The organism is Acinetobacter venetianus RAG-1 = CIP 110063 (assembly GCF_000368585.1).
Lineage (GTDB): Bacteria > Pseudomonadota > Gammaproteobacteria > Pseudomonadales > Moraxellaceae > Acinetobacter > Acinetobacter venetianus.
Genome location: NZ_KB849558.1, coordinates 538,722 through 561,414 on the forward strand (window position 1 = coordinate 538,722; position 22,693 = coordinate 561,414).

The 22,693-nt window shown below is 36.3% G+C and carries 28 protein-coding genes and 1 pseudogene; 27 read left to right on the forward strand and 2 right to left on the reverse strand.

The genetic code is table 11. The features are described 5' to 3' along the window. A partial coding sequence (locus tag F959_RS16740) for a hypothetical protein (protein WP_004878985.1) occupies nt 1-899 on the reverse strand: 899 nt, incomplete at its 3' end. A gap of 136 nt (nt 900-1,035) precedes the next feature. Here F959_RS16740 and F959_RS08095 point away from each other — a divergent pair. The 4 genes from F959_RS08095 to F959_RS08110 are packed head-to-tail and all read left to right on the forward strand — an operon-like array spanning nt 1,036 to nt 5,109. Continuing rightward, nucleotides 1,036-3,255, forward strand: coding sequence for a glycoside hydrolase family protein (locus F959_RS08095; protein WP_004878986.1), 2,220 nt, complete (start codon nt 1,036-1,038; stop codon nt 3,253-3,255). Further along, entirely contained in the window at nt 3,248-3,646 is a 399-nt protein-coding gene (locus tag F959_RS08100) for a lysozyme inhibitor LprI family protein (protein ID WP_004878988.1), read from the forward strand. The genes F959_RS08095 and F959_RS08100 overlap by 8 nt, the downstream gene beginning before the upstream one ends. Nucleotides 3,647-3,657: 11 nt before the next feature. Then, a complete protein-coding gene (locus F959_RS08105; RefSeq protein ID WP_004878989.1) occupies nt 3,658-4,053 on the forward strand; it encodes a tetratricopeptide repeat protein in 396 nt (131 codons plus the stop codon). Between the two features lie 12 nt (nt 4,054-4,065). Then, a complete protein-coding gene (locus tag F959_RS08110; protein ID WP_004878991.1) occupies nt 4,066-5,109 on the forward strand; it encodes an HNH endonuclease in 1,044 nt (347 codons plus the stop codon). Nucleotides 5,110-5,191: 82 nt separating this feature from the next. Here F959_RS08110 and F959_RS08115 read toward each other — a convergent pair whose 3' ends face one another. Continuing rightward, the gene (locus F959_RS08115) at nt 5,192-5,797 is read right to left on the reverse strand and encodes an XRE family transcriptional regulator (protein ID WP_004878992.1); all 606 of its coding nucleotides are present in this window, start codon (nt 5,795-5,797) and stop codon (nt 5,192-5,194) included. Between the two features lie 152 nt (nt 5,798-5,949). Here F959_RS08115 and F959_RS08120 point away from each other — a divergent pair, with 152 nt between their 5' ends. The 23 genes and pseudogenes from F959_RS08120 to F959_RS08230 all read left to right on the forward strand — a co-directional run bounded on the left by F959_RS08120 (nt 5,950) and on the right by F959_RS08230 (nt 22,690). Then, nucleotides 5,950-6,837, forward strand: coding sequence for a phage antirepressor N-terminal domain-containing protein (locus F959_RS08120; protein ID WP_004878994.1), 888 nt, complete (start codon nt 5,950-5,952; stop codon nt 6,835-6,837). A 289-nt stretch (nt 6,838-7,126) separates the two neighbouring features. Then, nucleotides 7,127-7,405, forward strand: a pseudogene (locus F959_RS08125) (Rha family transcriptional regulator); the annotation flags it as partial. 180 nt (nt 7,406-7,585) lie between these two features. After that, on the forward strand, nt 7,586-7,987 hold the full coding sequence (locus F959_RS08130) for a hypothetical protein (protein ID WP_004878998.1): 402 nt from the start codon (nt 7,586-7,588) through the stop codon (nt 7,985-7,987). A gap of 9 nt (nt 7,988-7,996) precedes the next feature. Continuing rightward, nucleotides 7,997-8,407 (forward strand): hypothetical protein, encoded by a 411-nt coding sequence (locus F959_RS08135; RefSeq protein ID WP_004878999.1) that lies wholly within the window; start codon nt 7,997-7,999, stop codon nt 8,405-8,407. Nucleotides 8,408-8,479: 72 nt separating this feature from the next. After that, nucleotides 8,480-8,815 carry a hypothetical protein gene (locus F959_RS08140; RefSeq protein ID WP_004879001.1) on the forward strand — a complete coding sequence of 112 codons (336 nt, stop codon included), beginning with the start codon at nt 8,480-8,482 and terminating at the stop codon, nt 8,813-8,815. A gap of 232 nt (nt 8,816-9,047) precedes the next feature. Beyond that, nucleotides 9,048-9,335 carry a type II toxin-antitoxin system Phd/YefM family antitoxin gene (locus F959_RS08145; RefSeq protein ID WP_004879003.1) on the forward strand — a complete coding sequence of 96 codons (288 nt, stop codon included), beginning with the start codon at nt 9,048-9,050 and terminating at the stop codon, nt 9,333-9,335. After that, complete coding sequence (locus tag F959_RS08150; protein ID WP_004879004.1) at nt 9,286-9,552, forward strand: type II toxin-antitoxin system RelE family toxin; 267 nt, start codon at nt 9,286-9,288, stop codon at nt 9,550-9,552. Before F959_RS08145 ends, F959_RS08150 begins: the two co-directional genes overlap by 50 nt. Before the next feature lie 129 nt (nt 9,553-9,681). Then, nucleotides 9,682-10,248 carry a hypothetical protein gene (locus tag F959_RS08155; protein ID WP_004879006.1) on the forward strand — a complete coding sequence of 189 codons (567 nt, stop codon included), beginning with the start codon at nt 9,682-9,684 and terminating at the stop codon, nt 10,246-10,248. Nucleotides 10,249-10,351: 103 nt separating this feature from the next. Beyond that, nucleotides 10,352-10,867, forward strand: a complete 516-nt coding sequence (locus F959_RS08160; RefSeq protein WP_004879007.1) for a hypothetical protein — start codon at nt 10,352-10,354, stop codon at nt 10,865-10,867. 109 nt (nt 10,868-10,976) lie between these two features. After that, the gene (locus F959_RS08165; RefSeq protein ID WP_004879009.1) at nt 10,977-11,342 is read left to right on the forward strand and encodes a hypothetical protein; all 366 of its coding nucleotides are present in this window, start codon (nt 10,977-10,979) and stop codon (nt 11,340-11,342) included. Beyond that, a complete protein-coding gene (locus tag F959_RS08170; RefSeq protein ID WP_004879010.1) occupies nt 11,339-11,677 on the forward strand; it encodes a hypothetical protein in 339 nt (112 codons plus the stop codon). Before F959_RS08165 ends, F959_RS08170 begins: the two co-directional genes overlap by 4 nt. Further along, complete coding sequence (locus F959_RS08175) at nt 11,661-13,103, forward strand: hypothetical protein (protein ID WP_004879012.1); 1,443 nt, start codon at nt 11,661-11,663, stop codon at nt 13,101-13,103. Before F959_RS08170 ends, F959_RS08175 begins: the two co-directional genes overlap by 17 nt. Beyond that, entirely contained in the window at nt 13,091-13,729 is a 639-nt protein-coding gene (locus F959_RS08180; RefSeq protein WP_004879014.1) for a hypothetical protein, read from the forward strand. Before F959_RS08175 ends, F959_RS08180 begins: the two co-directional genes overlap by 13 nt. 90 nt (nt 13,730-13,819) lie before the next feature. Beyond that, nucleotides 13,820-14,275, forward strand: a complete 456-nt coding sequence (locus F959_RS08185; protein ID WP_004879017.1) for a hypothetical protein — start codon at nt 13,820-13,822, stop codon at nt 14,273-14,275. A 160-nt stretch (nt 14,276-14,435) separates the two neighbouring features. Continuing rightward, a complete protein-coding gene (locus F959_RS08190; RefSeq protein ID WP_004879019.1) occupies nt 14,436-15,458 on the forward strand; it encodes an ATP-binding protein in 1,023 nt (340 codons plus the stop codon). Continuing rightward, nucleotides 15,455-15,784, forward strand: coding sequence for an STAS-like domain-containing protein (locus F959_RS08195; protein ID WP_004879020.1), 330 nt, complete (start codon nt 15,455-15,457; stop codon nt 15,782-15,784). Before F959_RS08190 ends, F959_RS08195 begins: the two co-directional genes overlap by 4 nt. Nucleotides 15,785-15,793: 9 nt before the next feature. Next, nucleotides 15,794-16,390 carry a hypothetical protein gene (locus F959_RS08200; protein WP_227499186.1) on the forward strand — a complete coding sequence of 199 codons (597 nt, stop codon included), beginning with the start codon at nt 15,794-15,796 and terminating at the stop codon, nt 16,388-16,390. 79 nt (nt 16,391-16,469) lie between these two features. Then, nucleotides 16,470-17,393 (forward strand): hypothetical protein, encoded by a 924-nt coding sequence (locus F959_RS08205; RefSeq protein ID WP_004879024.1) that lies wholly within the window; start codon nt 16,470-16,472, stop codon nt 17,391-17,393. Between the two features lie 6 nt (nt 17,394-17,399). After that, entirely contained in the window at nt 17,400-18,206 is an 807-nt protein-coding gene (locus F959_RS08210) for a hypothetical protein (protein ID WP_004879026.1), read from the forward strand. Continuing rightward, nucleotides 18,199-18,708 carry a hypothetical protein gene (locus F959_RS08215; protein ID WP_004879027.1) on the forward strand — a complete coding sequence of 170 codons (510 nt, stop codon included), beginning with the start codon at nt 18,199-18,201 and terminating at the stop codon, nt 18,706-18,708. The genes F959_RS08210 and F959_RS08215 overlap by 8 nt, the downstream gene beginning before the upstream one ends. Before the next feature lie 9 nt (nt 18,709-18,717). Further along, nucleotides 18,718-20,709 (forward strand): Hint domain-containing protein, encoded by a 1,992-nt coding sequence (locus F959_RS08220; protein WP_004879030.1) that lies wholly within the window; start codon nt 18,718-18,720, stop codon nt 20,707-20,709. Nucleotides 20,710-20,780: 71 nt separating this feature from the next. Then, nucleotides 20,781-22,406, forward strand: a complete 1,626-nt coding sequence (locus F959_RS08225) for a phage tail-collar fiber domain-containing protein (protein WP_004879032.1) — start codon at nt 20,781-20,783, stop codon at nt 22,404-22,406. 11 nt (nt 22,407-22,417) lie between these two features. Further along, nucleotides 22,418-22,690, forward strand: coding sequence for a hypothetical protein (locus F959_RS08230; RefSeq protein ID WP_004879035.1), 273 nt, complete (start codon nt 22,418-22,420; stop codon nt 22,688-22,690). Nucleotides 22,691-22,693 lie beyond the last annotated feature (3 nt).

The window sequence follows — 22,693 nt, forward strand, 5'->3', positions numbered from 1 at the left end:
TCTTTCTCTTTCTCTTTCTCTTTCTCTTTCTCTTTGTTTAGTTTCGGGTTGTGAATTGTTATATCCTTAATATCATATGTTTTGATACTTCCATGACAATCAGTGACTGCACATATACCTTTAACGCACAATGGTGTTAAAAAATAAGTTGTCTCTGATTTATCACCCTTAATTTTAATTTCGGGATACTCATCCGCCTTGGGTTTTTCGTCCTTTTTTTGCTTAAGTTTTCCCGTAGAGACTTCAAAGTCAACTTTAGCTTGTGCTTCTCCACTATTTGCTAACTTTTCAGCTGTTTTAAATACAGCTAAAAAGAAAACAAGAAATAAAATCATACCTAAATAATGTAACAAGGCAGAAATTTCAAATCTATTAGAGTCTTTTTCAAATTTTAAAGAAGTATCTATTTCTATATGCTGCAATGTCATCTGATTCTTTTGAAGAAAAGCATATGAACCAGCATAAACCCACTTAAAAACTCTGATAATGAAATTTATCCCTTGTTTGGGTGGATTTGTAAATTTATGAACCTTCTGGAAATCCATTTCGTCATAAAAAAATTCTGAAACATTAATTATTAAGAATTTTAGTAGAACAAATAATGGGCGAAATGTAACAGCAATTAAAGCTATAATTATGTTGCCCAAGTAAAATAATTGACGAAGTGTAATTTTGGATAGAAATGAAAATATAATCATTAAAATAATTACATTTACAAAAACGTCAAACCCCCTTAAAAGACCCTCCATAAGCATCAGAGATATTGGGAAATCAAAAGCATTCAATTGATAGTTGTAATAATAAGCGTAACCGTAGTTGTACCAGTAACCACACCAGAAAAGCAAAATAGTAAAAACAGATGTGATAAATGCCCAGTCAAAGCGGATATTTATTTTCATTAAGGACCCTCCCAGTTTTTATATTTAAGCTAGGGCGGGAGTATACTAAATAATGTCACAGAAATTTTGGAACAACTCTAAATATGAGAAGTGAATTTATTTAAAAATCACTCTATGTAAAATAGGGTGATTTTTTATGTCTAATTCAGAAAGTGGATTGCAGTACGACGAACTTGGGTTTCTTATTGGTCTTAAGCAAACAGGACGTGACGTAGCAAAGATTGATAAGAATGTAGAACAAATACGCGATATTTTACTTGGGCTGCATAAAGAACTAGAACATCAGTACTCAACTAAAAGCATTCAGCCAAAACCTAAGCTTAGTGCATTAGAGCAAGCGCTAATTAATGCCCAAAATAAACCTGTTGAATTAGATGATCTAATCAAAGATAAAGCAAATTCTTTTGTGCAATCTGCTGTTGTTCTAGATCGAGTCGCTAAGACGCTTGAAGAATTAATTGCTGAATCTGATACACCGAAGAAAACAGAAAATAAGATCAAACAAACAAAACCCCGTGCTGTAGAAATCAGTAGTACTGAAGATTTAGTTCGAGAGTTCGGAAACAGTGAGCGTAAACGTGACGAGAATGGCCGCTTTGTTGGCTCTTCGAAAGAAACACAATCAACTGTACGAAAAGTTGCTCAAACATTAGGGGCAGCTATAAAAGACGTAATGCCATCAAATCCGCAAGGTGTTGATCCGACTTTAGACGCGATAAATGAAGTTTCTACAGTTTTGTCACCAGTTAAACGAGCTGCTGGGTTTATGTTACGTCCGCTTACTGGTTTTATGAAGTCACGCAAGCGAAATGAACCATTACCAAAGGAACAGGCGGACCACAATAAAAAGCAAGTAAAGTTGCTTCAGCGTATTGCTGACAATCTTCAATCAAAAGGTGGATTATTAGGGGGGATTGGAAAGCTATTAGGTGCAGGCGGTGGGATTGTCGGCGGTCTGCTTGGTAGTCTAGGTGGATTATTTAAAAAAGGTGGTAAAGGCTTAAGTAAAATCCTTAAATTTGGTAAAGGCATTCCTGTTATTGGTGCATTACTTACTGCAATGTCGTTTAGCGGTTGGGATAAAAAGAACACTAAGGAAAAAGGAGGGACTGTTGGTTCTGCTGTGGGTGGTATCGCAGGTGGTGCACTAGGAAGTCTATTAGGACCGCTAGGAACGATTGCGGGTGCTGCTATAGGTTCTTGGGTGGGTGAAAAGCTTGGCGGTATTGTCGCGCCGTATGTCAAAGAATGGACTGACTCCCTTATTAATGCTGATATTCCATCAACTATTAAGAAAGGCTGGGATGGATTTATTGATTTGGTATCAAAAGCTTTTGATGTTTCACCCGTAGGTGCTGCTATTGAGGTCGGGAAAAGTGCTGTTGATTGGATCAAAGAGAAAGTTGGTGGTGGTAAATTTAATCCGAGTGATCTATTGCGAAAACAATATGGTGGTAGCGGTTTAAATGAGTCTAATCCTGTGAAGTTTGGGGATGCTGCTAATTCAGGGAAGTTAGAAGGTACAACAGCAGCTGAGAAAACTAAATCTTTATTAAGAAAACATGAGGGCTTTAGTCAAGATGCATATTGGGATGTAAATGCTTATAGAATTGGTTATGGTAGCGATACAATCACCGACGAAAATGGAAATATAAAACGAGTAACTAAAAAATCCAAAGTAACTAAAGAAGATGCTGAAAGGGACTTGGTTCGCCGTTCAGAAATTTTTGCAAAGGAAGCGAGAGAAAAAGTTGGCGCTTCTTCTTGGGATAAATTGCCAGAAGATACCCAAGCAGCCTTGACTTCTGTGGCATATAATTATGGTAGTTTACCTAAGCGAGTTGTTAAAGCTGTTCAAACAGGGGATTTGGATAAAATCTCCGATTCAGTAAGAGGTTTGGAGGTTCATAATAATGGAGTAAATAAAAATCGAAGAAATAACGAGGCTGATATTATTAAAAATTCAAAGTTTCAGAAACCATCAAACGTAGAACCATCCAAAAATGTAAAAGAATCAAATGACGTAGTACAAAATACTGACTCAACCATGCCGAAATCAGCCATAGCACAACAAGCTGAATCTACAATACAGAAAGCAAAGAACAACACCTCAGTTTTGAATATGCAATCCTCCGTAACACCTGTTGCAGCAAGATCAAATTCGCTTGCTACTAGTTACACTCCACCTAAAATTGAATCAAAAATTCAACCTGCAAAAGAGTATTTGACATCCCCAAAACCGCAGGAAGTAGTTGTTAAGAATCAAAATAATGGTACTATCAATCAAAATGTGAGCAATCGAATGCTGGCTCATGCAATAACAGGTGGTTTGGGGCAGGATAAATGGAATGGTTAAAAATATTAGGTATTTAATGGCTGGTATTTTATTGGTAGGGAGTACACTTTCTTATGCAAATATGGATAAATGTATAAAACTAAATTCTCAGACAGAGCTTAATAAGTGCGCTACCCAAAGTTTAAGCATTGTGGAGGGGCAGATTGGACGAGTCTATCAAAAATATTTAAAGGAGTTAAATGATAGGGAGCAGAATCAACTAAGGGAATCTCAAAGACTTTGGGTTCAATTTAAGGAAAAAGACTGTGCATTTGAAGCATCTCCAGTAAAAGGGGGGTCTATGCATTCTTATGTTTTATCAGCATGTTTAATTGATCGTACTGAGAAGCGTATTACAGAGCTTGAGAACATGATGAATTGTAGTAATGGCACAGAGCCTAGTTGTTTATAGGAGATATTGCATTGTCTTTTTATCCAGAAGAATTAAAAAGAACACCTATTCAAATAATACTTTTAAAAGCATCATTGGCATGTTTTCTAGTTGCTATTGCAGCTTTAATATTTGAAACATGGAGTGGTAATTCTCATAAAGAGGTAGCTACTCAAAGTGTTGATATATCAAATTTACTATCACAGGCCAATCAAGCATATAAAGATGGTGATTATTCTCAATCATTTTCTTTATTAGAAGTTGCTGCTGAGAAAGGGAATGCGAAGGCGCAATATAGTCTTGGTTATATGTATGAGCATGGTGAGGGTGTAAAAAAGAGCTTAAGTGATGCGGAACATTGGTATCAGGAATCCGCAAATCAAGGACATAAAAAAGCAAAAAAAGCTTTGGATAGATTAAATAGGTAATTTGGTGTTGTTATGGTTGTTTTTGGGGTTTGTTTATTTTTCTCACTCTTATTTCTGGTAATTAGTGAGGGTTTTCAGTTCTTGCGCTTTATAAAATTTAAAGCAAAAGGTGTGTATGATTCTGTTGGAATCAATAGCTCGGTTACACATGCGATACAAAATCCTGTGAAGTTTTCTAAAAATAAAAAAGAATACAAAGAATTTAAGGGGTTGTTGGTCAAAGCTCTTGAGGATGGGGTTTTAACTAAAAATGAAAAAATAATGTTAAGTAATTTTTGTGTTACAAATAGCATAGATATTAATGATGCATTAGATTATTCAAGAACAGTTATTAATGATGCTTTACATTTATTACTTGCCAGTATCATTTCTGATAGAGAAATCACTGCAAAAGATAAGAAGTCAATAAATGATATTTGTGAATTTTTAAAACCAGATCAAGCCTTGCTGGAGGAGGTAAATGAAATTATTTCTGTAATTGAGGAGCTTAGTAAAATTAGGAGTGGTGATATACAGCCTATTCAAGTTCCTGGTTTAGTTACGAAGAATACAGAAAGTATTTGGGCTGTATTTGATGCTGGTTATGTTATCAATGAGGATGAGATGTATGAGGGAGAGCTTTATATTACGAGTGATAGACTTATCTTTAGTGGGATATCATTTAATGTAGAAGCGCCATTTTCAGGTATTTTGTCTTATGAGGAAGAGGATGATGTACTAGAGATTCGTTCTAAAACAAAAAAAGCTACATTTCTAATAATAATGGCAAATGATGGTGATGGTTTATTTGTGGATGCCTATATTGACCAGGCAATTAATCGCTACTACAGAAGATTGGATATCAAGAAAACGGCAAAATCAAAGTCTCGTTATATTCCTCAAGCTGTGAAAACTCGTGTTTGGGAATTATGTGGTGGACAGTGTGTGGAATGTGGAGCGAAAGATTATCTTGAGTTTGATCATATTATTCCTATAGCTAAAGGTGGGGCCAATACAGAACAAAATCTTCAAGTGCTATGTGGTAAGTGTAATAATAAAAAACGAGATAAAATTTAAAACTTAGTTTAAAAAATATCGCCGTAATGGCGATACTTTTATTGAGACAATAGATCATCTGTATGATAAATAACTATTAGACTTATAGGAATCCTTGTCGATAGATTACACGCCCATAAATTGGGACATTTTCACGACTATTGGTTTCCATTGGTATATGGCCTGTTGTAGTGCTGAGTATTATCTGCCCATCTAGTGTTGAGTGAATTAGCCTGAAATATAGGGTTTGATTAATATCAATAGCATAGATTTTTCCATCATGGATATCTTGCTTAGATTTATCAATTAAAATTATATCTCCATCATTTATATGAGGAGCTAGAATATTACTATAAAAAATTAAAGCTTCTATTTTGTCTATATTGCAACCTAATCTTATGAGAACACTTTTCCTGATATGAACAACATTTCCCTCGGAGAGGTTTTTTACAGGAATAGCTATTTCATCTTCAGCTAATTGCTCAGAATTAGCATTGGATAAATTAATGAATTGGGTTTTTAAGAATGTATGTTCATCTACATTTAGAGCGTCAAGTAACTTAACAAATGTTGCTTGCCTTGGTGTGGATGTACCAACTTCATAATCAGAAATTTGTTTTGGAGAAATACCTACTTTGTCCGCAAGCTCCTTCTGAGTAAATCCAGCTTTTGCCCTAAAATATTTTAAACGATCTGGAAAAGCATTCATATAAAAACCTATTGACACGTTTGATAACTTATTTTAACTTATAAAAATAAGTTGTAAATAGGTTTTTATAGCTTACTTAATGGTGGGATAGGTTGTACTTGCAGGCGCAACCTATCCCTATCAACAAAAATCATATTAAGGACATTATTGACATGAATACTCTAACACAAATCAATGCACCGTTTAACGGTGCTGAGTTACTAATTGTTGAATGTAATAATCAACCGTACACTCCAATGAAACCCATTGTTGAAGGTATGGGATTGGCTTGGCAGGCTCAATATGACAAATTAAAACAAAGATTTGCATCAACCATCATGGAAATCATGACAGTTGCAAATGATGGAAAAGAACGTTTAATGATCTGCTTGCCACTCCGCAAACTCTTTGGTTGGCTCATGACCATCAGCCCTAACAAAGTAAAACCCGAGCTACGTGATCGAGTCATCATGTATCAAAATGAATGTGATGATGTACTTTGGGATTATTGGATGAAAGGTCAGGCGATCAATCAACGTCACACTATCACAGCAGAACAGCAAGATGCCTTGCATGCAATTGTTGCTCGCCGTGCAGGCGGAAATCGTAAAATTAGGGCTGAAATGTGGTCACGACACAATCGACATTTTAAGATTGCAAAGTACAGCCAGCTTTTAGACATACATTTTGATGATGCAGTGCATTATCTTGAAGAAATGGAATTACATGCTAAAGCTGAGCTTGATTCTATCAAGCAACTGGATGACTTTTTGAAGAATATCGCAAGCCGTTATCCAGCCTTAAAGAACCCGATTGCACATGAAATCGCCGAGAAGATTGAAGAAAAGATGCAATTTCAGGATACCAGCGCAAGACTTGTTTATTGGGTTGTTTCTGAGGCTGGGAAAGTAATCGTTCAACCAATGTCTACTCATCATGCACCGGTCGATATTGTCAGATTGAGTGATGACTTTAGTAAGATGCACGACTATTTAACGGGTAGTGGAATTCTTGAGCGGGCAAGACATTTGAGCAAACTAGAGTTGCGTACTTTACCTTAAGTTTAGCTGTAAAAATTTAAGATAAATAATTCAGTGATTTGTGAAATATCTATAAAACTAAAGGTAGCATAACAAAAGTTATGCTACCTTAATGAAACTAGATTGATTGTTGTTTGATTTCTATAGTTGTTCATCGCATAGATGATTTAGAAAAGAAACCCAAGCGTCGCCATAAACCTGAGCATGTTGTTCATCGCATAGATGATTTAGAAATTTAGAGCTAGGTCGAATCAAGACCATATTTAGTTGTTCATCGCATAGATGATTTAGAAAAAAAGATTTCACTGAGCGCAATTTTGCGCTTTGCTTTGAAATCAGTGAGTTACAGAATGGAAAGCCTAGAAAATTTTATCGAATGACTAAAGATGGCTTGATGTTTTTAGTGATGGGCTTTACAGGCGAAAAGGCTGATGCAATCAAAGAACAATTTATCGAAGCCTTTAACTGGATGGCAACTCAACTTACACAAGTTTTCCAGTCAAAATGGGTGAGATACAATCAAGTTAGTCTTGAATATAAAACCAGAAAAGTTCATGTAAGTTGCTCTGCCCGTGATATGCGTAATTGACGAGATGAAAAGCCTATCTATGAGGGCGAAATGGCTCAGCTGGAAATAGGTTTATAGCCACAATTATTATAACGAGTTAAAAGCTCTCATTTTAAGAATCTTTTCATTTGGTCATTTCGGTAGTGTTAAAGTATTGTTTATGCGCTACAATCCGCAAAAAATTTATGTGGATTTTGCTGGATGGCAAAGAAATTTCCTGGTTTAAATGAAGCATGGACTGCTTTCTTGTTATGTATTCTTGCTCACATGTTATTACCACTACTTCCTTTGGGAATCGAGTGGCTAATTACAAATACAATATCTGATAACTCAATAACAATTACGATAGCAATTTATGCCATGGGAATTGGGATGTCATCTACCAATCCAATCATTGCGCTAATCTGTATTCTTATCGGTTTTATATTTTCTGTTTTGTACGGAGTGACACTGACTGCAAGCATGAAAGATATAGAATTAAATTTAGCTATTTCAACATGGTCAAAATTTGCACTTGGTGCTATATTTATTCCACATGCTATAGAAAGATATAACAGGCATGTTGCAAATTTGCAGCCATTTCATATTTTGGGTCAAAAGTAGGAGGTGTTTATGAATGAAATTTTAAACTTTCTTGCTGATCATACCGAAATAATATCTGTACTTATGTCTATGATAATGTTTTTCATGACCTTATCTTCGTTACATATTTCAAGAAGAATGTATAGGGTGAGAAGAAAAGCGGAAAGAAAGTATATTGAAGCACTTTTAAGAAATGATGATTTTCGAAAAATTATGCAGAATCCTGAAAAAATGAACAAACTTCTTGCTCTATATTCTAGTTCTCAAAGAGAAATGTTAGATGACAACAAGTTATTTATAAGGGTTTTTAAGGAGTTAGATATTCTGAATCAAGAGCAAATAAAGCCTGCTTTGTTCCAGATTGATCTTGAAAGCAGACATGCATATATGAAAAAAGTTGTTGATGAAGCTGTTTCAGCATTTTCCAAACAACATTGTTAGTACAATTTAAAGAATCTTATCTAATTGGTGAGATTCTTTAAATTTAAATACCTTTTATAACCATTTAAGAATATGAAAACTAAAATTTTAACCTTAACGATTTTTTCTCTTGCAATCGTAGGATGTAATAAGCAACCAGAGGCAAAAGCAGTATCTAAGTTTACAGCTCAAGTCGCGGAAGCTGACAAAAAAATAGGGCTTTACTTCGATGTTTTAGATAATCCTAAAACGGCTAGGGTTCAACAGGTCAATGTGCTCTGCAAACAGTATCCTAAAGTATTTGAAAATGAGTATATGCCAGCCTTAATCGCGTTAGAACCTGACAACTACTCAGAAAAAGGATTGCTTAAGGATTTAAAAATAGTAGTTCAATACTATTCACGGAAATTAGATATCCAGTGTAGATAGTAGGTATTTAAAATTATTAGAAAAGCTCACAATAGTGGGCTTTTTCATTGCTTACAAAAACTTATTAGACCTGTTAATAGGTCTTGAATCTGGTCTTTTATTCGGTTATATTGATCCTGTAGTTAACTTCAATGAGCTTAGGACCCTCTTCTTTATTCTTTACTCAATAATAATGGGATTAATTTTTGATGCCGACTACACATCAACTTGCTTACGAAAGAGGTATTTAACGATGAACCACATTATCCACAGTCGATTTGTGGCTAGTGTTTCAGATCTTAAGAAGAATCCTATGGAAGTAGTTGGTAATGGTTTTGGTGAAGCAGTTGCTATCCTTAATCGTAATAATCCAGCCTTCTACTGCGTGCCAGCTGCTATGTATGAAAAGCTGATGGATTTAATTGAAGATAAGGAACTTATAGCATTAGCTGAGCAAGTCGACACCCAAGAAACTATTAAGGTGTCTATTAATGACTTACGAACTAGAGTTCTCAAAGAACGCACTGAAGAAATTCGATAAATTAAATCCACAAATTGCAGAGCAGTTTATTCGTAAGCTGGAAGCAATACTTGAGAATCCTAAGATACCAAAAAATAAGCTTAGCGGTTCGATAGACTTATATAAAATTAAGTTGAGATCAGCAGGCTATCGTTTGGTTTATAAAGTTAAAGATGATGTTGTAGTTGTCCTAGTACTTGATGTTGATCGCCGTGACAGTATTTATAAGAGTTTATAAGTAACTTGAATTTCAATAAGTTGTTTGAATAAAAAAGCTCAGTTATGGGCTTTTTTATTTATGGGGTTTTAATTTTTATATAAGGTTGGTGTAATAAAGTCGAAGGCTTTAAGGAGAAGATGAATTTCAATGAATGAATTAGACCTAGAAAAGAAGAATTATGTTTCCTGGTTATCTGAGTTTAGTGATGAAGAACTTAATATTTTGAATAGTATAGGAATTATTGATCCTACTGATTACTTGTTCTTTGATAATGAAATGTCATTTTTAGCAAAAAATTTAGCGAATAATAAACTTATAGACTATCCTGAACTTTTTGAAGAATTCCTATACAGATACTTATTTTTGATTCCTTCCTTTGTGTCGAAACAAACAAAGAAAGAGCATTTGTTAAATAATAACAATTACAAGAGTTGGTTCAATAAAAGAAAGCAATTCTTTAATACTTTAGAGTTAGCTGTACTTTCATCATCATTTAATTCTCAGTTTAAAAAAGACTATTTGCGTTGGGATGCCGACCCAATCAATTGTTCTTCGAAAGAATGCCAGAAGCTGCATCAAATGGTTTTTAATTCATGTGATGCTAACTTTCTTAAACTGGCAATTAGTCATTGGTCAGAATATCAAAATGGTTGTCGTTGCTCGTTGCATACGATCACTGAGAAAGAATATAGCGATAGCACTGAGTCATTTTAGCAATGCGATCTGCCCAGCATTGAGTTTTGTGAATTTGGAACTCTGCGTCCATTAAAGGACTTAAATACTCCACAATTTAACCAAGTAGTTTTAGGTTGATGTCATGGGCACTCTAAATTTAACGGCAGTCACACCAGATACGCCGTATATCAAAAAAATCAAATCATCGCTAGAAAAGGCAACAGGGCAAAGCATCCCATTGGTTGAAATTAAAAAGGTTCAACGTAAAGGCGGTGTAAGTGTTGTACCTGTATTCCTTGTGTTTGCAGGTGGGCAAGAACTCACACTATATGCTCGTGCGAGCGCTGATGTATTCAAAGCTGAATTGAATGGAAAAGAAGTCGTTTTGTCGGGTGATTTTAGTGATGACTATCAGCAGACATTTGATAATGCCGTTTCTGGGTTAGCAAAATTAATTCGTTCATCACAAGCCAAAGTTGAGCAACAAAACCGAAAAGATAAGGTCAAATTGCCACCACGAAAAAGTCGTAGTACTCAACAAATGATTAGCGATAAGCGAGATGAAGAGACTAAACTCGATCAAGAGCTTATTGATCTAACTACGCAGCGTGATCAACTCCGAGAGCAATTGAACCAACTTCAAAGTAATGCTGCTTAATTAATTCTCTATAAACAAAGACTACTAATTGTAGTCTTTTTTATTGGAACAAGAATAAAAGATAACAAGTACAAAGAAATAACCTTAGCTTAAAGCTTTGGAGTTTGTCATGTATCAAAATTATCAATCAGTGGTCGTTGATCTGTTTATTGTGACTAGTTTTTTAGTACAAGTTTGCCTTGCTTTGACTAGTATGAACAAAATGATTACACCATTAAATACATTGCTGAATAAAGGCGTAACTGATCATATTTTTAAGCAAGCCAAAAAAGCCATTTATATTTTCTTATTTGTCGCTCTAACAATTTCATGCTTAGTGACATGGCGGTTGTTTGAGTTACTTACTTTTTTTGATATTACTGGCTGGGGTAAATATATCTTAGTTGTGGCATTTGCTATCTATTGTTTCTCTTTTCTTGGCGTATTTATCTTTTGTAAATTGCTTCTCATGACTGCCCAAAGGTCAGGATTATGATCGATTACAACAAAATCATGGCGATGATAGCGCATTGGCTGGAGTCTGAAATCAATGGGTATATCGGTTCTGATTATGGCCCAGACTATAACAGTCTTTTTTTGTCCCCGTTGAGTAGACCAGTTGCTAATAGCTTTATTGAAAAAATGAAAAGCGACATTCCTTTATTGAAGAAATTAAGTGCTGATCAGATACAGCTATGGGCTGAAGATGAAGGATTTGAGAAAAAAACAATTTATCTAAGGGTTGGTCAACAAGTCGCTATTAATTTAAATCAAGTGCGTGAAATGCAATTAGCGCGAAATGGAGAAACCTTCGATGTTGACGCAAGCTGATTTTGAAGCCCGGTTAGTTGCGAATCTTGGTGACTATGAAATTATTGAAAGATATAACGCTCAAGATCCTATTGTCATTAGATTTTTACGTTCTATAGGCGCTTACTTAGCATTATTTGGGCAAGAGTTAGATATTGCAGAAATTGAACCTTTTATAAAAACTAGAGATCGCTCGATTATTGCCGATGCGACCAATAAAGGAATTTTACCGATTGGCACACCTGCACAGCATACTCTTGAAGTGATTAACCGTTCAGCCAATAGCATCACGTTAAGTCAAGGGCGAATGATCGAGGATAACAGCGGTGGTCGACCTTGGCGTTTACTCCAGTCAGTTACTGTGAATAGTGGAGAAACAGGCGAAGTACTAGTAGAACAAAGTGAGTACAGAGAGATTGAATATACTGTACAGAACACCGAGAATTTTCTACGTGTCGAAATTGAATTACGCGATGATCTAGCACTAGCTGGCTTGACTGTAAAGGACAGCACTGATCAAAATTATTCACTTAAAAAAAGATGGATGAATGTAGCACCACTGGATTATGCATTTAATTTAACTACGGATAGTTTACGCCGAGTATTCATCGAATTTGGGGATGATGAGCGTGCTGGTAGAACTGCCGCCGCAAATCAAATCTTTACATTTGGTATTCTTGAGACTTATGGAGAAGTAGATAGTTCTCGTTTAAAAGATGCATCTTTGATTGAGGTATTAACAAATGATGAAACAAAAGTTTCAGTTCGCTTTAAGCAGGGCGGCAGTGTCAAACAAGGTGCAGACCCGCTGAATATCTCACAATTAAGAGTCTTATCTTCATATCCAGCACTTTATGACGAAAACGCCGTGTTCTTGGGTAATTTTGATTATTCAGTGCGACAAAAATTTATGTCACGATGCCACTATATCGCCGTTTGGAATGAGAACGAACAGGACCGATATTATGGTGCGACTTACCAGGATATAAATCATTTGCATATTGCAATTGTTGCGAAAAATGCATTAGAACAAGCAAACATCGAACAAGAGATTATCCAATATATTGGCCTACTTGATAGTTTATACAAGGACAGAGTTCGCGTTCATCAAGTTATTGAAAAACCATTTGAGTTGACTTTGAATGGCCGCTTAGCAGCTGTACATGATTTGGATGGTGTTAAAGCTCAGATTAAAGGTTTATTGGTTGATCGTTATGGTCGTACGCAGCTGAGTGCTAGTCGATGGTTGGTAAATGGTTTCAATACTCAAGAGATATCAACTCAATTAAGAAAAACCATCACAGCCTTTCAAGATAACATCAGTGACTTTTCATTAACTGTTCCTATATCCCTAAACAAACCACATGAATGGGTTTATATCGATGGCGATAACATAACTTTAAATTTGGTGCGTACAGCAGAAACAGGTGCGGCATGGATATTCTAAACTTCACACGGCCCATCGATGAGCAAGCTAATAACCATTTAGGTTTAGAGACAGCATTAGCACAATCGTTTAAGCAGGTGTTTGCTGATGTTTTTCAGGAAAAAATACAGAATTTGCTTGATTATGGTTCACCACAAATAGGTAGTCCTGAAGTAATTGAGCGATTCTCAAAACAAGATGGGTTAGTCGTTTTACGTCGTCCAATTTCGTCTGATACTTTAATGCGTGTGATCTATGCAAATTGGGCAAGTATTGCAAGTGAACGCGGACTAGGATTTTTAGAGTTCGTGATGCGGTTGCTATGGACTGATCAATGGCAAATTAAACGGATGTGGCATCCAATAAGTAGTTATGCAAGCTATCCAAAATATATAGTAGATCAAGAGTTACCTGACCACTTTCTTACAAGCCGCATTCGTATCACTATTGATGAATCAGTTGATTTACAGGAAATTATTGAGCTATCGCCAATCATTCGCCGTTTAGTACCAGCAAATATCGTAGTGAAGGTACATGCCAAGGCCATGGACCAAGATTTAGGTAATACAGGCATTGGAGTTGCTCTTATAGGTCAAGTATTTCTGGTACAAGATGCTAGTGAGGGCATAGTAAATAACTCAAATTGATTTGGAACAAACATAAATGATCTGATCTGAGAAATGGTTTTATTTAATTGCTTTTGAAAAAGTTATTAAAATCATTTTTAGGATTAATTTATGACTCAAGAAAATGCGGAAGATTATGCACTAACAACAGATGTCGGTAGCGATAACAATCTAGCGGTCGAGCAGTTTTTAGGTTTTGCAAAATCAGATATCAGCGACGAAGCATTTGAACAGGTTCTTGCAGGTCAAGAAGTAGAGGGTGTTACAGCCTATAAGCCAGCTACCTTTTACAAGATTTCAGCTCAACCGACTTCACCAGACTACAACGAGCCATTTGATATTCACATCCATTTCCAAGATGGTCCAACTGTGATTGATGGTGTAAATGGTGCAACCAATGAATCGTTATTGAAGATCCTGATTCATCGCACCCAGTACTTAGACAGTAAATTTCCTTCAGATCAAAACAAACAAGCTATTGCTGCTATGCAAACTGCTTTAGCCGCATTTGATGCACGCACAGCAGAACGTCAAGCGCGTGGTGTTGAAGGGCAACAAGCTATATAAATACAACTTTAATGCCTTAGAGATAATAATATCTAGGGCATTAAAAATCTAAATGGTAAAATTAAAGACCTCATATAGTGCATATTTGGATTTATTGCATTACAATTAAAACATATTGATATTTCATTATTTTATTTAACGTATTTTAAGTTTATTCACTATGAGAAAGTTAACGGATAAGTGGTTTATTAAACAAAAAATCTCAATTAAACGAGAAGAAAAATGTAAGGAAAGAAGGAAAAATACTGATGACCCATTTAATAAAAGTAAAGGAATAGTTTTTCCTGATATTTTAAGTCTGAGAGACAAGAAAAGTCGAAGTGTATTGGTTAATTCAGTAAATAAAATTCGTAAAATACACACATCAAGTTCAGAAGAAAAACTTTATATAGATTTCAATAAAGTTACTACTTTGTACGCACCTGCTACTATTTATTTTTCTCATGTGTTAGAACAATTTCCTAAAGTTAATATCTTAAGCAGAGCTTCAAAAAGTAGCGTAGTTCGATCAATGCTAACAAGGTTAGAGTTGAATAAAAAACTGGGATTGCAGCCCTGCTATTCAAATCACGATATGGTTAATTGGTATACTTTTAGAGGAACTGATCTAACCTTCGGTAAAGATTATGACGAAATTGAACGTATCCTAGAAGAAAACTTAAGTGAAGAAAATTTTCTCATTGTGAACGACGCTATATCTGAAGCTGTTAGTAATGTTTTAAACCATGCATACGAAAAGCATCAAAGACATCTAGGGTGGAAAGTTTCATTAAAAGTTACAGATGATTTTCTATCATTGGTGATAACAGATTTAGGAAAAAGCATTCCTACCACTGTACCAGAGAAGATCGATGACCAAATTATTAACCGATTAAGTAATATATTTGATTTTTCTAATATTTTAGGAATTGATGATGCACAATTAATTGATATAGGCAGCCAATTTAGACGATCTAGTACAAATCAAAAACACCGAGGAAAAGGATTTGGTGATATGTTAGAAGTCTGCAAAAAGGTCAAAGAATCAATTTTGATTGTCTATAGTAGAAGAGGAGTTTGGACTAGCGATGGACAGGACTATAAAAAAATGACCAATTATAATAACAAAATTGATGGTACAATAATTTTCTGGAAGTTGCCTTTAAATTCTCCTACCGATGTAGAAGTTGGAGATGGACTATGAGTGATATGATTATAAACATCGCTACAGACTTTTACCCGCGCCCTGCTGGGCGGTTTTCTTCTGATGGAGAATATACGGGTCAAACTTTTCGTGAAAATTTTTTGAAACCAAAGCTTAAAGTACTTCAATCAAGTGTCGGAAGCCATTTGGTTATAGACTTTACCGGAGTAACGATGGCAGGATCTTCCTTCTTAGAGGAAGCATTCGGTGGATTAGTACGAAATGATCAGTTTTCTAAGGATTTTTTAAAGAAAGTCTTGATTATAAAAAGCCCTAGGAGACCGATCATTAAAGAGCGTATTGAGACCTACATCGAAGAAGCTTAAATGATTTGTATGATTCTCGAATTTATAGCCAATATTTTTATTGGCTTTTTTAAAATCTTATTTTCTCCTGTTACATTAAAAGTTCTTGTAATTGTCCCTATTTATGTATTTGTGCAAAGAGTTCACAATCAGACACAACAGCGTTCACTTAAAGCTATCAGTGATGAATTAGTGAAAGTAAATGACTTCCTAATCGAATTCATTATTAAAATTTCATTGATTGAAAAAGAAGTTGAAGTTGATGAAAAGTTAATTTCTGAACTAAGCATATTAAAAAGTAAAATTAACGCACACATTATTTATATGAATGAGTATTTAAACGCTTTTCCTTATGGTGGTCCTGTAAACTATCTTTTTCATTTTATTTTTAAAGTTTATTTATCAGAAAAAGAGAAGGAAATGTCAGATAGTTTGGACATGCAATATCAAGAATTGATACTGAACGATACAATATTGAGCTTAGAGAAAAAATTCATTGATAAGAAAAAACTTGTAAAACTTGATAGTAATACTATTGATCTTAATCAAAAAACTATTGATAAAGTAATTTCTGTAAGTAGAAACCTGCTAGAACATTTAGAAATGAATACTAGAAAAATGTTTTAGAATGATTGGAACAGATTAAGAATAAACAACTAGAATTCTGAAAAAATAGCCCTAATACACAACATATTAGGGCTTTTTCATGTCTGAAACAGGTCGAAAAACGAAAAGAATTACATACAACCTTTATGATCGCGGACGTTCACATTCTGGAAAAGATCGTAGCAATGTTGATATGAAAGAAATGATCAATCGAATCAATGATCCAATGGTTCAAGATATGATTAAGTCAGGCACTTTCTATGGTTACAACGGTCACGAAATACGCCGTCGTTACGGCATGAACCCGCCAGATTCTGTCATTATTGATGGAAAAGTTGTTTATTTAGAACGATCAATTAGAACATTAGAATCATATGCTGAACCAAATGGGGATGTAACTCACGTCCATGAATTTTTAGAAAATGAATCAGGTGAGTTTGCACGTAAACAATATCTTGCTCGTGCAGGCGGTTTTAGTTCTGCTCAGAATTATAAACGTGCAGGTTTAAGTTTAATTCCTGTCGGATTCTACGGTTTTGACTATGTAATGCAGCCAAATTACACCACTAATGTAGGTGATGGGCAATTGTTTGATGGTTTGGCAATTCCTGAAGAACAAGATGGATTGGTTGCTAGTTTTGATGATGCAACTGATATTGCTCAACTCTCTGCATCTGATGCAATGATTGTTCATTTGCTTGAACAGCAGATTCTTCGGGATTTTGACAATATTCATATCCAATCCCAACTCTTAGAAATGAATGGTCAGGCTTTAGATCAAATAGACACTTTATCAAACCAACTTCATAGAAAAGAGCGACGTGAGGCTTTGCAGTTGCAAAGAAAGCAAGACCTTTATTCTGGCATGATTGGTGAAATACGTTCCTTTGATTCAGTTTGTGAAGAGGCTAATGAACTTTTAAGTGAAAGTGATTTAACTCGTATGAGATTGAGTGGTGAGAAGCCTAAGAACAAGGAAAGCAAGCCTAGAATTTTTAAAAGTATGTTCCGTTTTGGAGGGTAATTACTTATGTCATTACCTAAAGATTCGCTCAAATGCATTCAAGATGCTTGGTATAAGCTTTTAGTAGACTTTAGAGCTTGGTACATGCCTGAAACTACTCAAACCGATGAATGGAAAAAGCGTGACATTAAAACAGCGATTAAATCATGTCCAAGCCGCATGATGGACGATTCGGAAGCAATGCTTGCTGAATATCGAAAAAGCCAAAATAGTGACGTTACAGGTGGCGCAACGGCTTTTATGCCGATTATGTTGACTGCTACAGCGATGTTGGATCAGCCTCCAGATACGATGCAGCTTTTACCAATGCCTTACTTTGTGCCAATTGTGATAGGCGATAAACATGTAAGAATTCGACTCATTGCTAAAACTGTAAGAGCACAGATCGCATTTTATGCAACAAATGCTCATGATGCGCGCTCTGTCTGTGACCAGTTCTGTAGTTACGTGCAAGATGAAAATAAACGCCGTTTTAACGTGCCTTTCGATATGGGGATGCAACATATTGAAAAAAGCACTTTCACTTTGGTTGAGAATCAATTATTCCCTTCACCTGTACCAAGTGAAGCAATCAATCTATCAATCTTCACAATTGATGCGCAGTTAGTTGGGTATGCACCACAAATTATTGGTTTAGGTGGTCCTAACGACAACACTGTTGGCAATGGATATAACCCTGATGGTTCATCTATAGATAAGCCTTTAGAGGATCTTGTAGTAATTCAAGCAGATCAATATTCAGTTGATGGACATACTCGTGTCACAGCTGACCGCGATTCAGGCGACATTACTGTGGAGCATATTGATGACTGAAATTATTAAAATCGATGCTCGAGTCACTGGATTCTCTAATGATGAAGTTCGTTTAATCAGCTTGTGTTTTTCTGACTCAGGACAGATTCTTGTTCAGAAACTTGATGTTTTCACTGCTTTACCTGTTCGACCAGATCAGCAAGCTGACACCATTGTAGTGACTGATTCGCCTAACTTAATTCAAAACTGGCAACTGAAATTTGATGCTAAAGAACATTTAGAAGAAGTCATAAGAATTTATCAATCGAGTTTTAGGGCAGGGTTAGTCAAATTTGAAACATCATTAGAACGATACAATCCGTTGAATATCTTGCAAGTCCGAAAGATTGATAAAAATGGCTTACAGCAAGAGTTTGACAGTAGTTCATTAGACAATGGGCATATCGCAGCGCTTATTTCAATTTGGGCAAGCCACAAAATCGCAGTTTCTCATGCTGTCACATCAAAAGAGGAAGTCAAAGAAGAATATATAGATAAAACCATGTTGCCGTTTAGTATTTAGCGGTGGCGCATGGCTTTAAAACCTCTTAAAGACATCCCAGAATGGTGGGAACTCTGTGCACGGTATCGATATGACATATATGCCTTTGCTGTTGAGGCTCTCGGTGTAACTCCTACCTGGCAACAAGAACTTTTATTCGAATCGATTCAGTTTGACGGAAGCCGAACATCTGTTGCTTCTGGGCATGGTTGTTTTGGAAAAGGCACAAAAATCCGTTTAGCGAACGGGAAATGGAAACGTGTCGAAAAAATAACAATAAATGATGCCGTAATGGGCACGGATGGCTTTACGCCGCGTGAAGTGATTAAGGTTGTCCAAGGATATCAAGAGCTTTATCAATTTGAGTATGGAAATGGCTCAAAGAATGTCTACAACAAGTCCCACATTTTATGCTTAGTCTCACTTGAATCGAAAAATGGCTGGAAAGCTGGCGATACCATGGAAGTCTTGGTATCGAAATATCTAGAATGGCCTGAAGAAACCAAGCGTCAATTTGCTGCTTATGAACTAAAACATCGAAAATTCCAGCCCGTAAAAATTAATAGTGTTACGTCATTAGGTGAGGGTGACTATTACGGTTTTGTCCTAGATGGTGATGCAACTTTCCTAACAGCTGATGGAATGGTCCACCACAACACTGGTAAGACCGCATCGGCTGGTATCGTTGCATTATGGCATCTACTGTTCTTTGATGAATCCATTACGATGTTTACTGCTCCTCAAATTGGGCAGTTAAAAAAACAAGTCTGGAAAGAAATCAGTATTAACCTGTCACGTCTTAAAGCTGGACCATTGGGATGGCTTGCGGATTATGTCGGGTATCAGTCTGAATTAGTCTATATCAAAGGCTATAAAGAAAAGTGGTACGTATTTGCCAAAACAGCACCAAAACACCAGCCAACTAACTTGGCGGGGAACCATGCAGATAATTACTTGCTTTGGGGGGATGAGGCAAGTGGTATTGCAGATGAGATTTGGGATGTAGCGCTTGGTGCATTAACACACGTAGATAACCGTGCTGTTATGACATCGCAGCCCACACGTAATGCTGGTATGTTCTATGAAACACATCATAAGCTAAGTCATAGAGCAGGTGGTGCATGGATAGCTCTAACGTTCAATGGTGAAGAATCACCACTAGTAAGTAAGCAATCATTAGAAGAACAACGACAAAAATACGGTAGCCGTGATGATCCTCAATATCAAATCCGTGTTTTAGGCCGTTTCCCAGATCGTGCCGACGAGTTCTTAATCACGAAACGTCAATCCGAAGAAATGTATGTCGGTGCATCGATTTTCGAAGAACACGTTTTTGGTTACGTGATTACAGTCGATGTTGGCGGTGGTGTGGGGCGTGACGATTCAGTAATTGCTGTATCGAAAGTTTGGGGTGAGGCCCAGTGGGGTGATCGTGCTCGCCGTGTTGAAGTTGTTGATGTTCCTTTGTGTAAGAACAAAGATGACATTACTGAGTTATTTGCCAAGATTAATGAATGCATTTTGAAGTACCCGAATGCAACTTTAGTTGTGGATGACAATGGTGCTGGTAAAGGTTTAGGTCAGTTACTCAAGAAACACGGTATTTGGTTTATGCCTGTCTATTGGGGTGGTGCGTGCTTTAATAATGACAATCGAAAAGAGTATGTGAATAAACGTGCCTTAGCATACGTTTGTTTGAAACGAGCAATTGAATCAGGGCGTTTCAAAGTCAAAACAAAGAAATTTAAAGTTAAGATTCAAGATCAAATTATTAAAATACCCTACACATTCGATGAGCACAGTCGCTATAAGATTTTGAGCAAAGATGAAATGAAACGTCAGGGTATTAAATCACCCGATCTTGGTGATGTTTTTGCATTTATTTTCTTGGAAAATGTTTTCTACACTGAAGCATATGAGAATGTCGTTATTGCGGATGATAGTCCAGAAGCACAAGAAAGAGCAGAGCGTAAATCTAGGTTCGACCAGCTTCAAGAAGCTGCTAAAGCACTTGAAAAATAGTAATTGGAACTATGCAACAAAACACAGTGTATGAATACCCAAAATAGCCATAGTGGACTAAAGGGTGAACTATGGCTATTCAATTCTATTTAACAGATGCAGGTCGAACAGCAATTCTAAACGCTGAAAATTTAGGATTTCAATTAACCCTTTCTGAAATCGCCGTAGGTTCTGCAAAATATGATCCAGCTACTCACCTAAGCAATACATCTCTCGTTAATGAAATCGAACGTTATGCGTTAAATGGCGGTAGCGTTGAACCTGTTACACATACAATTCGATTTATCACCAATATTGAACCTACTGTGTCAGCTGATGGTTTTGAAATAGGTTTAATTACTGATCAAGGCGTATTGTTTGCCATAGCATCAACAACAACTGATACGCCACTCATTCGTTTAGTCGCTAATCTTGTATCAATTGTGACGTTTGGGATGATTGTTTCGAATTTAGATATTTCTAATCTCGTTATTTCAAATGATCCAAATACACCAGTTTCTATAGCTTTGATGAATGAGCACATAGCCCATTCCAATCCACATCCACAATATGGTTTACTTTCCAAACAACAAGAGATTGAGCAAAATGTCTCTGATCTTATAATTTGGGGCAATCTCAAAGATTTTGAAATTGCTGCTAATAAGCAAGCTCAAGAAGCTGGGGACGCAAACCTTCAGCAGCAACTCTCAGATTTATCACAGCAATTTCAACAACAAATTTCAAATATTGTGACCAATATAGCCAATACATATCCAAAAACTCGAATGGCTGGAGTATTAAACACAAATGCTGAACAAGCACTTCATACAGTAAATAAGCCAGATGGAACAAACATCAACTTTTTAGATTTGAGATTTGCAATTGTTGTATCCCATGAAGCAAAGGCAATTAACCAAACGTATGTGAAACGATACGCCGATAAGTTCGAAGTATTTTTGAATGTCGATGATCGTTTATCTGGAAGCCTAAATAGTAGAAACGTAAATTACGCGGTAATTGAAACTTCAGCTGTCGGTCAAAATAGTGGTAATGGTGACTACTTATACAGTGGTAATCAAATTGCTGTGCCAATTCTTGCTGGTGAAAGTAAAGCATTCTTGATTGTTGGTGCAGGTGGTGGAGGTGGGTCATCTCGCTATGTTGATCTCGTAGCAAACTCAAGTCCTGAAACATTATCTGGATCTGATGGACAAGATAGTTATATCTCCATTCAAAATACGACAATTAAATTCACTTCAGGCGGTGGTAAAGGTGGTGTTGGTGGAGTTCGAGATAATCAGACGCTTCAATATATCAATGGTATTGCAGGTGCTGGTGGCCAATGGCAGCTAGTAGGTGAACCAACATCAGCGACGAGAACCAATGGTACGGCTGGTAATGCTAATGGAGAAAATCATACAGGTGCTTCAACTGATTCTAATGGTCGTGGTGCTGGCGGTAATGGTGCTGATGGATATGAGGTTATTACAGAAGGCTTTGGTGGGGGTGCTGGAGAAGGTGCACGCCTGACGATTGTTTATACAAATGATACTCAAGATATCCAATATGCACTCTTGTATGTAGGTAAGGGTGGAATTGGTGAACGTTCCCTCAATACTTATGACGAGGATGGAGTATTAGTTGAGCCTGCTACTGAAAATTATGTAGTTGGTGAAAACGGTGCAAATGGATTCATTCGCGTTTCAAGTGCTGTGTAGGTATTGCTGAAATGATCAATGAATATCGAAATGCTATCCGAGATCTGATCAATAAGAATATTCAGCAGGGAATGTTGAATAGCTTAATCGTTTGGGATGTTAAGTCAGATGAAGCACAAGATCCAACCTTACTCAGTCTAAGAATTTATGGTTCACGAAATCACACCGATGTAATTCAAGTTGCATGTGGTGTTTCTGGTATATGGGAAAAGTTACCTGAAAAACGAATAGCAGTGCCTTTAATTTCTGATGTTTTACGGTTACGCCGTGAATTTTTAGATTAGGAG